Annotated in this window: 9 protein-coding genes and 1 pseudogene; 1 reads left to right on the forward strand and 9 read right to left on the reverse strand. The window is 38.4% G+C overall.

Translation table 11 applies throughout. From position 1 onward, the window contains the following. Nucleotides 1-98 precede the first annotated feature (98 nt). Nucleotides 99-1106, forward strand: a complete 1008-nt coding sequence (locus HNP36_RS03150) for a YihY/virulence factor BrkB family protein (RefSeq protein WP_184160501.1) — start codon at nt 99-101, stop codon at nt 1104-1106. Here the strand turns inward: HNP36_RS03150 and nhaA are convergent, their stop codons facing one another. The 9 genes and pseudogenes from nhaA to HNP36_RS03195 form a co-directional block, all read right to left on the reverse strand. Beyond that, the gene (gene nhaA, locus HNP36_RS03155; RefSeq protein ID WP_184160499.1) at nt 1107-2285 is read right to left on the reverse strand and encodes a Na+/H+ antiporter NhaA; all 1179 of its coding nucleotides are present in this window, start codon (nt 2283-2285) and stop codon (nt 1107-1109) included. A gap of 2 nt (nt 2286-2287) precedes the next feature. After that, complete coding sequence (locus tag HNP36_RS03160; RefSeq protein ID WP_184160497.1) at nt 2288-4498, reverse strand: RelA/SpoT family protein; 2211 nt, start codon at nt 4496-4498, stop codon at nt 2288-2290. A gap of 110 nt (nt 4499-4608) precedes the next feature. Continuing rightward, nucleotides 4609-4974 (reverse strand): hypothetical protein, encoded by a 366-nt coding sequence (locus HNP36_RS03165; protein ID WP_184160495.1) that lies wholly within the window; start codon nt 4972-4974, stop codon nt 4609-4611. 232 nt (nt 4975-5206) lie between these two features. Further along, a pseudogene (gene acs, locus HNP36_RS03170) lies at nt 5207-7117 on the reverse strand (acetate--CoA ligase); the annotation flags it as partial. A 57-nt stretch (nt 7118-7174) separates the two neighbouring features. Continuing rightward, on the reverse strand, nt 7175-9061 hold the full coding sequence (locus HNP36_RS03175) for an AMP-binding protein (protein WP_184160491.1): 1887 nt from the start codon (nt 9059-9061) through the stop codon (nt 7175-7177). Nucleotides 9062-9320: 259 nt separating this feature from the next. Continuing rightward, nucleotides 9321-9683, reverse strand: a complete 363-nt coding sequence (locus HNP36_RS03180; protein WP_184160489.1) for a response regulator transcription factor — start codon at nt 9681-9683, stop codon at nt 9321-9323. 6 nt (nt 9684-9689) lie between these two features. After that, nucleotides 9690-12395, reverse strand: coding sequence for an ATP-binding protein (locus HNP36_RS03185; protein WP_184162286.1), 2706 nt, complete (start codon nt 12393-12395; stop codon nt 9690-9692). Continuing rightward, nucleotides 12388-12582 (reverse strand): hypothetical protein, encoded by a 195-nt coding sequence (locus HNP36_RS03190; protein WP_184160487.1) that lies wholly within the window; start codon nt 12580-12582, stop codon nt 12388-12390. The genes HNP36_RS03185 and HNP36_RS03190 overlap by 8 nt, the downstream gene beginning before the upstream one ends. Before the next feature lie 65 nt (nt 12583-12647). Then, nucleotides 12648-12875, reverse strand: coding sequence for a DUF6814 family protein (locus tag HNP36_RS03195; RefSeq protein ID WP_184160485.1), 228 nt, complete (start codon nt 12873-12875; stop codon nt 12648-12650). Nucleotides 12876-12877: the final 2 nt, after the last annotated feature.

Below are 12877 nucleotides of genomic sequence, written 5' to 3' on the forward strand. Positions count from 1 at the left end.
TGTTTATATTTGTATAAAGACTTATGACAAAAGATCAGATATCTTCGTTTAAAGAGATAAACCGGATTGTTTTTTATTAAGTAAAATGCACTAAATAGATGAATATAAAAGTTCCCAGATTTATCCTGAAGATTCAAGAATTTTTTGACGATATACATATTCCTGTTTTGGGAATATCGCTCTGGCAGATGTTCCAGATCTATATTTCCGGGATTTTCAAAGGTAAGATAGGGCGGAAGGCTGCTGCTATTTCCTGGAGCTTTACCATCAGTCTGTTTCCTTTTCTGCTTTTTCTGCTTTCCGTTTTGCCTTATATGCCGCATTATGATAAGCTACAGTTTTATATTTTTGAAGTGCTGATGCATAACGTTTTCCCTTCTAATATGGAAGGCGATGTAAGAGGATATATTGAAACCAATATCATCCCGAATATGAAAGGAATAAGTAATCTGACGATCGTTCTGGCATTGGTTTTTGCCACCAACGGAACCTTTTCGCTTATCAATGGATTCAATGAAAATTCGGATGAAAAACTTACTGATGTAAAAGAATTTATACTCTCTTTTTTTATAACAATAGGCTTTATCACGATTGTCTTTCTTGCGCTTTTCGGGGTATATTATGTGGAAGTTGTAATGAAGCTTTTTACGCCGGCTTATGATATTTCGTGGCTGGTGAATAACCTTTCCAAGATCATCGGGTTTGTATCTTTTCCGCTGTTTTATTTCATTCTTCTGACCCTTTTCTACTGGCTGGGAACGGTGAAGATTGCCAGATTCAGACAGGCGGTTCCAGGAGCCATTTTAACAACGGTTTTATTTGTTATCACTACATTCCTCTTTGCATTTTATGTAAAAGATATTGCAAGATATAACGTTCTTTACGGGTCCATCGGAAGTATGATCTTACTTATGGTTTGGGTGAATGTTAATGTATACCTTCTGTTGTTTGGCAACGAGCTGAATATGGCACTCAGAAAACTGAGAATTGAAAAATTGCTTTCTGATGAAATTCAAAAAGAAGCGGTTCATTATCATGCATCAGTCACAGAACCGAACCTGGAAAGTGATGACGAGCATAAAAGAAGGCTTGATGAGAGAAAATAATTAGTTTTCCACCTCATTTATATCTTTTTTGGAACTCACACTTAATATTATAAATCCTAAAAAAGCGGCTAGGAAAGAAGCGATCAGAATGGCAAATTTAGCCTCATCCTGAATAGGAATTTCATCTTTAAATGATAGCAGGGCAATGAAAATAGACATAGTGAAACCTATTCCCGCCAGCAATCCTACACCAGCCATTTGAAGCCATGTGCTGTTGTACGGAAGGGTACTGATTTTTAATTTAATAGCAATAAAAGAAAACAGGTTAATTCCGATCAGTTTTCCCAGAATCAGCCCGCAGATAATTCCCAAACCCAGTGTACTTGTCACTCCGGCTGCCATTTCGTTGGTAAAAGCGATATTGGTATTTGTTAAGGCAAATATTGGCATGATCAGGAAGCTTACCGGAAAATGAAGCTTATGCTCCAGTTTTTCAAGAGGAGAGATTTCTGTATCAGACACATTCGTGGGAATGGAGAAGGCAAGCAACACCCCCGCTATTGTTGCATGAATTCCGGAATGATGAAGAAAATACCATAGAAATAATCCGGGAATAATATAAAAAATAAGACGGGTAACTTTCAGAAAATTTAAAAGAAAAAGCAATGCCGCTGTTCCAAATGAGAGCAGGAGATAGGTCCAGTGAATCTGTTCGGTATAAAAAACAGCAATGACCAGAATAGCTCCCAGATCATCTACAATAGCCAGCGCTGCAAGGAATATTTTAATGGAATTCGGAATTCTTTTCCCAAGCATTGAAATGATGGCAAGTGAAAAAGCAATATCCGTAGCCATAGGAATTCCCCAGCCGTTGCTGTATTCCGTGCCGCTATTGAAAATGGTATAGATGACAGCCGGAACCAGCATTCCGCCTACAGCCGCAAATATAGGAAGGGAAGCGTTTTTGAAAGAAGACAGTTCACCTTCTATCATTTCTCTTTTGATCTCAAGCCCAACCAGCAGGAAGAAAACAGCCATAAGACCGTCATTGATCCATATGCTGACAGGGTAGGTGAGATGAAAAAGGCGAGTTCCCACTTCCTTGTCTAAAAAGTGCTGAAAAAGCTCACCTGCAGAAGAATTAGCAATTAATAATGAAACCAGTACACAAAAAATAAGTATAATTCCTGAGGCCTGGTTGCTGTTGAAAAATTTTTTAAAATATAGAGTTAAATTCATGTTTATGATTGCAGTCGCCTCACTCTTGAAACTCCGTCAATATCTTTAAGCTTTTTAAATGTTTCTTCCAGCTGACCTTTATTTTTAACTTCAAGGTTGATGTTACCCATAAAGATACCGTCGTTGGATTCTATAGACATACTTTTCATATCCATTCCCATGCTTCCGCTGATCACGGTTGTAATATCGTTGATCATTCCCATTCTGTCAAGACCTTCAATTTCGATCTTAACCCTGTTTTTGAAGCTTTCCGCATTTACCCATTTGGCAGGGATCACACGGTAATCATACTGTGCTCTCAGGTTAATGGCATTCGGGCAGTTGTCACTGTGTACTTTGATACCATCTGAAATTGTAATGAACCCGAAAATTTTATCACCGGGAATTACCGTACAGCATTTTGCATAAGTGTAATTCAGTTTTTCTTCATCTTTCCCGAAAACAATCATATCAAGGTTCTGCTCTTTCGGTTCCTCAAACTGGACGTTTTTCGACGGGGATTTTCTGAATCTTGAAAGTAAATTATTGAATACGTTTTTACTTTCAATATATTTTCTCAGGCTGCTGACATCCAGTTCGTTGCTCTGGAATTTAAGATATAATTCCTGGGAAGATTTAAGATTGAAAAATTTCTGCAGCTTATTAACCTCTTCATCATTAAAATTGATCTTGGCATGACGAAGCTTTCTTTGAAGAATTTCTTTTCCGTCTTCTACCAGCTGGTTCTTCTGGGAATTCAGGTAACTTTTGATCTTGGACTTGGCTTTGGAGGTTACTACAAATTCCAGCCAGTCAGATTTAGGCTTCTGATTCTGTGAAGATAAAATATCGATCTGGTCGCCATTCTGAAGTACATAAGAAATAGGGACCAGTTTTCCATTAATTTTTGCTCCGAGACATTTCATTCCGAGATCAGAGTGAACGGAAAAAGCGAAATCCAAAGCGGTAGCATTGGTAGGCAGGATCTTGATTTCACCTTTCGGAGTAAATACAAATACTTCTTTAGAGTATAAATTAAGTTTAATATTATCTAAAAGTTCGGATGTAGAAAGATTCTGCTGCTGTTCAAGAATATCGCGGATTTCGGTAACCCACCTTTCAAAATTCCGGTCATCGGAGCTTTGTTTATAGCCTTCTTTGTATTTATAGTGTGCAGCAACTCCTTTTTCTGCAATTTCATTCATTCTTTCTGAACGGATTTGTACTTCAATCCACTTTCTGTCCGGTCCAAGAACGGTCAAATGAAGACTTTCATAACCTGTTGAGCGCGGCTGTGTGATCCAGTCCCTCATTCTTGAAGGGTTACTGTGATAAACATCTGTTACAATAGAATAGATTTTCCAGGCCAGAAACTTTTCATTTTTAGCATCCGATTTATAAATGATCCTGATGGCATAATTGTCAAAGACTTCTTCGAAAGAAACGCCCTGTTTAAGCATCTTTCTGTAGATGGAAGAAATTGCTTTTGCACGGCCTTTGATGTTGAAATTTAAACCTTCGTCTTTTAATCTTTCTGAAACTTCGGTTTTAAACTCTTCAATATATCTTTCTCGGTTTTCTTTGGCGGATTCAAGTTTTTCCGTGATCTCGGTATAAACTTCCGGATTATTGTATTTTAATGAAAGATCTTCCAGTTCCGATTTGATATTATACAATCCAAGGCGGTGGGCCATGGGAGCATAAATATAAACGGTTTCCGAAGCAATCTTTTTCTGCTTGTCCGGAGCCATGCTTTCCAGGGTCCTCATATTGTGAAGACGGTCTGCAATTTTGATCAGAATAACCCTGAAATCTTCAGATAATGTCAGTAACAGTTTCCTGTAGTTTTCAGACTGTACGGAAATATTCTGATGATTCATGATGGAGATCTTTGTGAGCCCGTTTACAATATTGGCTATTTTTTCTCCAAAAATCTTTTTGAGATCTTCATAGGTGTAATCTGAGTCTTCTATCACGTCATGCAGCAGGGCACAGGCAATGGAAGTGGCTCCCAGGCCGATCTCTGTTGCTACAATTTTAGCAACGGCAATGGGATGGTAAATATATGGTTCGCCGGATTTTCTTCTTTGATCTTTATGGGCATCCAATGCAATATCGAATGCCTTCCGGATGAGCTTGTTATTTTCCTCGTCCAGAGTTCTGTATGTGTTCGAAATCAGATCCTTATACCGGGCAAGGATCTCTTTATTTTCCTGTTCTAAATCGTAACTCATTTGTGCTAATGCCTATATTTAAACGAAAATACGAAATTTTTTAAACTTTTCAAACATAAAAATCCGCAGAATGTTCTGCGGATTCCGGTTATTAGATTTTGTGTTTCTTGTCAGAATTTCACTTCTGAATCTATGCCACTGCTTGATGCTTTTATTTTCACATCGGGGCTGTTATGAATTTCGGCTCTGTTTCGGGCATCAATAAATCGTTTGATATTATCATAATTTGCATCTCCAATACCCATATTCTCCAATAAATAGGTTTTCAGTACTGAATTTTGGTTGAAAATATTCCGGACGCCATCAGTTTGGTTATTATCTTTTACCACAACACTTGCGAGGTATTGAGAGGTGTCAGAGCCGTTATTAAGATATACGATGTAATCTGAATTTTCAAATCCTGAATTCTCCAGATCGGCTTCTAGTTTTTTGTAATCGCTGTGATGTGCAAATAATCCAGCTAATATATTTGACATAAGCAATAGTTTTAAAATTGTACTTAAAGGTAATAAATATTTTTCAATATTGTTATTGAAAATTTAATAAATTTTGCATTTTAATCATTTGTCTATAATATAATGTTAAAATGTTTGAAAATATCTATTGAACAGGTGTTTGATTTTATTCATGGTATAATATGTGAAATCTGCAGGAAATAAAAAACGGGCTGTAAAGCCCGTTCTATAGTATATATTGAATAAAATATAATTATATTCTTTCATTCTTGATTTCTTCTACAATTTCAGGATTCAGCAATGTAGAAATATCTCCGAAATTACTGAAATCTCCTTCTGCAATTTTTCTCAGGATTCTACGCATAATTTTCCCTGAACGTGTTTTCGGAAGCCCGGAAACAAACTGTATTTTATCCAGCTTGGCAATAGGCCCTATCTGGTCTGAAATAAGCTGATTGATCTCCTTTTTAAGATTGTCTTTGTCGCGGCCTTCTCCTGTTTCTTTTAAGATCACAAAGCCGTATAAAGCATTTCCTTTGATGTCATGAGGATAGCCAACGATGGCAGATTCTGCAACGGCAGGATGCTCATTGATGCTGTCTTCAATAGGGGCGGTTCCCAGGTTATGCCCGGAAACAATAATTACATCATCCACACGGCCTGTAATTCTGTAGTATCCGACTTCGTCTCTCAATGCACCGTCACCTGTGAAGTATTTTCCCGGAAAAGCGCTGAAATACGTTTCCTTATATCTCTGATGATCTCCCCAGATGGTTCTTGCAATTCCCGGCCACGGAAACCGGATGCAAAGATTTCCGGTTACCTGGTTTCCTGTAATTTCATTCCGTTTATCATCCATTAACACAGGCTGAATTCCCGGAAGCGGAAGGGTAGCGTATGTCGGTTTGGTTGGGGTAACAAAAGGGAGAGGAGAGATCATGATTCCTCCGGTTTCCGTTTGCCACCAGGTATCAACAACCGGGCATTTTTTCTTTCCGACATGATCATTGAACCAGTGCCATGCTTCTTCATTGATGGGTTCACCTACAGAACCTATTACTTTCAGCGTGCTCAAATCATGTTTGTCTACCCATTCCGTGCTTTCTTTGGCTAATGAGCGGATGGCAGTAGGAGCCGTGTAGAACTGGGTAATTTTATGCTTTTCGATCACTTCCCAGAAACGGTCCGGCTCAGGGTAAGTAGGTACACCTTCAAAAATAACGGTTGTGGCTCCGTTAAGCAATGGCCCGTATAAAATGTAAGAGTGTCCCGTGATCCAGCCGATATCAGCCGTACACCAGTAAATATCATTTTCTTTATAATTAAATACATTTTTAAAGGTATAAGCCGTGTACACCATGTATCCGGCACAGGTATGGAGCATTCCTTTCGGTTTTCCGGTAGAACCTGAAGTGTACAGGATGAAAAGAGGGTCTTCGGCATCCATAATCACGGTGACGAAATCTGCGGAAGCTTTTTCATACAGATCAGCCATCCAATGGTCTCTGCCTTCTTTCATTTTGATCTCATTGTGTGTCCTTTTTACGACAAGGACAGATTCCACACTTGGTGTTTTTTCCAGGGCTTCGTCTACAATACTTTTCAGGTCCAGAACTTTATTTCCCCTGTAGCTTCCGTCTGAGGTAATGATCATTTTGGCACTGCAGTCGTTAACTCTTGAAGCAACGGCAGAAGCTGAAAACCCTGCAAATATTACGGAATGTACAGCTCCCAATTTTGCACAGGCCAGCATGGTAACTGCCAATTCAGGGATCATAGGGAGGTAGATGCAGACTCTGTCACCTTTTCCAATACCCATTTCACGTAAAACATTGGCTGTTTTATTGACGCGGCTGTACAATTCATTGTAGGAAATATGCTGTGCTTCTTCTTTTGGATCGTTCGGTTCCCAGATGATGGCGGTTTTTTCACCTCTTACGGAAAGATGCCTGTCGATACAGTTTTTGGTGATATTTAATTTGGCATTTTTAAACCATGCAATTTTGGCTTCATTCATATCATACTTAACCACTTTGCTCCATCTTTGGTACCACACAAAGTTTTGGTCGGCTATCTTATCCCAGAATTTTTTTGGGTTTTTAATAGAATTTTTATACTCTTCAAAATAATGTGGAAGATCTTCAATTAAGTAATTTCTCATATCCCTTCGTTTTTTGAAATTTGAATTTTATTAATATTAAATATATGTTTAATTTATAGCTTAAGCCCTATAGTTACTGATTTTTTCCTGGATTTCTTCAATGATTTTTTCATCGTCTATAGTGGATGGAACCTGGAAATCTTTTCCGTCCAGTAATGTTCTGATCAGTTTTCTTAAAATCTTTCCGGAACGGGTTTTAGGTAATCGTTTGACAACCATGACGTTTTTTAAAAAAGCTACAGCGCCAATCTTTTCGCGGACCATCCTGATGATGTCTTTTTCAATGTCATCTTCACTGATTGCTGAACCGTTTTTTAATACAACTGTGGCAAAAGGAACCTGTCCTTTAAGTTCATCATCAATACCTACAACAGCACATTCCGCAACATCCGGATGAGAAGACACAATTTCCTCCATTTCCGAGGTGGAAAGCCTGTGTCCCGCAACATTGATGACATCATCAACTCTTCCTGTAATGAAAATGTAACCGTCTTCATCCTGAATGGCCCCATCTCCTGAAAAATAATATCCATTATACTGTGAAAGATAGCTGTTCTGGAAACGCTCATGATCATTCCAGATTCCCAGAAGGGCTCCGGGAGGAAGCGGAAGCTTGATCACCAGATAACCTTCATGGTGTGGATCTAATTCAAATCCGTTTTCATCAAAGATTTTAATATCATATCCCGGAATTGGTTTTCCGGCGGAAGCTCTTTTAATTTGATAATTATTATCAAAAGTCATTAATCCCAGCATAGGCCATCCGGATTCTGTCTGCCACCAATGGTCGATAGCAGGAATTCCGATATGTTCCGCAAACCAGTCTAAGGTAGCTACATCACATCTTTCGCCGGCCAGAAACTGCTTTTTGAAATGGCTCAGATCATATTTTTTAACCAGCTCTCCGTTTGGATCTTCTTTTTTGATGGCTCTGATGGCTGTAGGAGCGGTGAACATTACGGAAACTTTATATTCAGAGATAATTCTCCAGAATGTTCCGGCGTCAGGTGTCATAATGGGTTTTCCTTCAAAAATGATGGTTGTATTCCTGTTGATAAGCGGCCCGTAAACACTGAAACTGTGGCCTACTGCCCAGCCGAAATCAGATGCAGCCCAGTAAGTTTCTCCAGGATCAACACCATAAATGCATTTCATGGAAAATTTAAGGGCTGTTGCGTAACCTCCGGTATCCCGGGTGATTCCTTTTGGTTTTCCCGTTGTTCCTGATGTGTAAAGTAAATACAGGGGATGAATAGATTCTACCGAAACGCAATCCACAGGTTCTGATTTTTGAACTAATTCTTCATAATCAATAAGTCCTTCAAACATTTCATGCTGATTGTCTACCAGTTTTCGGTTGTAAACAATAATGTGATCCACTTTATCCTGTGCCAGCTCAATGGCTTTTTCAACAAGGGGTAAATAAGGAATTCTTCTTGCTATTTCTACACCAGCTGTAGCAGTAATCAGGGCTTTTGGCTTACAGTCATCTATTCTTACAACGAGTTCATGGGGTGCAAAACCTCCGAAAACCACATTGTGGATCACTCCGATTCTGGCGCAGGCCAGCATTGCAAAGAGGGTTTGCGGAATCATTGGCATGTAAATAATGGCAGTATCACCTTTTTTTAAGCCCAATGAAGAAAGTCCTCCTGCAAATTTCGAGATTTCTTCTTTAGCCTGATTAAACGTGTAGGTTTTCTTCTGACTGGTAACGGGAGAGTCATAAATGATAGCGGTTTGATCACCGAAACCGTCTTCAATATGCTTGTCAATGCACAGGTAGCACATATTGAGCTGTCCGTCTGAATACCACTGTGAATAATCATTTCTATCTTTAGAAAGTATCTGCTGTGGAAATTCAAACCATTGAATTTCTTTGGCCTGTTCTTTCCAGAAATTTTCTCTGTCGTCTATGCTTTGTTTAAAAAGAATATCTGTGTTCATATCAATTTTTGTGTTTCATGTTTTTTAGTGCAGGTGAAGGATTCTGAATGTAAGGCTAAACTTAATTTTCTTAACAGCTTAACAAAATCTTAATAGCTCAGTATTTTTAACCATTACGATTCATTTAAGAATTAAGATTATTAAGAAATTGCTTCACTTCACCCGAAATGACGGATGCATATTTATATCTAATGTCCAATATCTACACTTCTGATGTCTGTTATCTGATATCTGATGTCTGAAATCTTGAATCTCTCATCTACCCAAACATCTCCTCAATCTGCTGTATCAGTTTTTTAATGGAATAGGGTTTTGTTACATAGGCATCAGCGCCCATTTCCAGACCTTTTTCAATATCTCTTGGGTTGTTTTTGGCACTCAGGAAAATGACTTTTGTCTCTTTCAGTTTGTCCTCTTTTTTGATGGCTTCCAGGGTACTGTATCCGTCCAGATTGGGCATCATGATATCCAGAAGGATTACATCAGGAGTCATGGTTTTCAGGAAATCCAGGACTTCCGTTCCGTCTCTTGCGATGTAAACGTCATAACCGTTTTTTTTGAAGCTGTATTCCAGCGACATTAATATTTTGTGTTCGTCATCGGCAATAATGATCTTTCTCATAGATGGTTATTGGTTTTGTTCAACTTCATTTCTTATCTCTTTTGTAATGTTATAAGGAATACTTATTGTGAAAGTTACGCCCAGGCCGCTGTTTTCTGCTTTTATTCTTCCGTTGTGAGCCTGTACAATTTTCCTGGAAATAGCCAGTCCGAGTCCGCTTCCTGTAGGTTTCAGAATATTCTGGTTTTTTGACTGGTAAAATTTATCAAAAATCATATCAAGGTCTTCCTCAGGAATGTGTCTTCCCGTATTAAAAACCGTGATGATCAGGTTTTCTTGTTTTTCAGACAGCTTGATTTGTATGGTTCCCTGGTCATCGGTAAATTTTAAAGCATTTCCGAGGATATTGTGGAAGAGCTGTATCATTCTTGCTTCATCATATTGCAATGTGGTTTGATTCAGAAGGTTAACTTCACTTAAATGGATGTTTTTCTGCTGTATCAGGTGGAGTAGCGGATTTAAAGCTTTTTTGTAGGTTTCAAGGATGTTGTTTTCTCTGATGTGTAAAACAATTTCGCCGTGTTCCAGTTTGTCAAGGTAAAGAATATCGTTGATGATTTCGCTCAGCCTGTCGGATTCCGTAATGATATTGTTTAAAAATTCCTGTTTGATATCTGAAGGAATATCATCATCATCCGCTAAAATTTCTCCTGCCGAACGTATGGCGGTGATCGGGGTTCTCAGTTCATGGGCAACGGAATCCAGGAAATCATCTTTCTGGCGGTCTTTAACGATCAGGTTTTCATTGGCTGTTCTGAGATCATCGGAAAGTTTCTGTAATTCTTCAGACTGTTCTGTCAGCTTTTTATTGAGGGTGATATTTTCTTTGGATTCCTCTAAAATATTTAAAACTTCTTTCAAAGATATTTTATCTTCTTTCGTCACTCCTTCGATGAGGATTTTAGCTGATGCAGTTCCTATTCTTCCTGCCAGAAGGTTTTCTGAGAATTTGATGAACCTTGAATCTGCTGTTTCGGTTTTGGAATCGATGTTATATTTTAAATTGAAAATTCTTAAAGCCTGTTCCGTTTTATTCTTGCCTAAGAATCTTTCCAGGATGTTCTTAATATCTGAAACATAAGCTGTTCCACGCCAGATGAATGCATTTTCATGATTTTGTATGTATTTGTCAATGTCTACATATAATTCCGCAAAGTTTCTTTCACGATAGTTTCCTTTAACGCTCACGGAAATAATGGTAAAAACTGCGGTGTTAACTAAGATAGACCAGAAGAATATCTGCGAAATCCTGCTTAAAAAAGGAATATTGAAAAATGCAAAAGCATCGTACATCTCACGAAGAACTCCTTTAAATTCCTGATTGTATGAGAAATAATACTGTGGAATAATAAGGCCGAAGTAACAGATTGCTAGTCCCACAAGAAGTCCTGCTACAGCGCCTTTGTAACTTCCTCTTCGCCAGAAAATAGCCCCGAAAAAAGAAGGAGCCAGTTGTGCAATGACAACAAATGAGATAAGACCAACGGAATCCAGGGATGTCTTCAGAATAAAATATTTATAGAAAACAAAAGCCATGATGATCAGGGCAAAGATGCTGAACTTCCTGATATTGGTAATGTTTCTGGTGTTCTGTACCTCATTATCAGACTTGAATTTTCCCAATAAGCCGTAAGGAATGATAAGGTTATTGGAAAGCATTATGGATAAGGTGATGGCGGAAATAATAATCATGGAAATGCAGGAACTTAATCCACCCAGAAATACGAAAACCGTGATTAAAGTATTGTCAAAATGCTGCGGAATCAGAATAGAATAGAATTCCGGATTTACCTTATCTCCATCAAAAATGAGTCTTCCTCCCCAGGCAATAGGAAAAATGAATATGGTAAAAATAAGTAAGTAGAGCGGAAAAAACCAGATAGCAGTTCTGATGTGTTTTTCCTGCCTGTTTTCTATAATTGCTGTGTGAAACTGCCTTGGAAGAATACAGATTGCTGTGGCGGAGATCATGCATAAAATCATCCAGTTCATAGCATCCTCAATACCGTTGAAAGTATTTTTCTGCTTAAAATCTTCAAATTTACTTGCCTTTTCATAAATATCTGAAAAACCGTCAAATACAAAATAGATGACGAATATTCCTAAAATAATGATAAAGAAAAGCTTTAAAAAGCTTTCCAGGGCAATGGCGGAAATAATTCCCAGGCGTTTTTCCGAGGCATCTACATATCTTGTTCCGTAATAGGAAGAGAATAAGGCTATTAAAATGACTACAAACGTAGCATTGTCCGTCAGTATATTCTTGGACATTGAAGTTTCTGTGACCAAATGGAAGGTTTCGGAGATTGCCTTGATCTGAAGTCCGATATAAGGAACGATGGCCAGCAGGCATACAATGGTGATTATTGCACTGAAGCTTCTGCTGTTCCCGTATCGTAAGGAAATAAAGTCTGCGAGACTGCTGATCTTATTGATTCTTGAAATCCTTACAATCCGTGTATTGATATAGATCCATGCCGGAATAATCATGATGGGGCCAATGTAAATAGGCAGATAATTCAGTCCGCTTGTAGCTGCAACGCCTATGCTTCCGTAATACGTCCAGGCTGTACAGTATACTGCCAGAGATAATGCGTAAATGTAGGGATTGTTGATCCAGCGCTTGCTTCTCTTCTTCTCTGCTAAATGGGCCACTAAGAATAAAAGAGCGAGATAGATTAAAACAACAACAAATAATGCCAGGCTACTCATCATACTTTTTTACGATTACAAAAGAAATAATGATGGAGATCATCCAGACTGCGAACATATAAACCAGGATCATCGGGTAGCCGAAAACATCTTTCTCACTGTTGAAAAGCAGTGAAACAGGGATGCTGAAAGCTATCATCAGTCCGATGCTCAGGATAATCAGTTTTTGTTCGTGTCTTTTCTTCATAAATGATGAATGATAAAAGATAATTGATGAGTAAATCTGCACCCATCAATTATCATTAATTTATTTTAGATCTTATCGTCCGAATATTCCCCTGTAAGCGAATAGTACCCGAAAATAGCCATTCCGCCAGAGATAATCGGCATCAGCACAAATAAGATAATGATCCCGAATACCAGATCTTCCTGCTTTCCTGAAGTGATCTTTGGAATTCCTAAAACAGTTATTCCGAAATATCCTACCACAAGGGCAACAGCGATCCAGAGTATGCCTAATATTTTTTTTAGTCCGTTCATTT

It is taken from the genome of Chryseobacterium shigense, assembly GCF_014207845.1.
Classification (GTDB): domain Bacteria; phylum Bacteroidota; class Bacteroidia; order Flavobacteriales; family Weeksellaceae; genus Chryseobacterium; species Chryseobacterium shigense_A.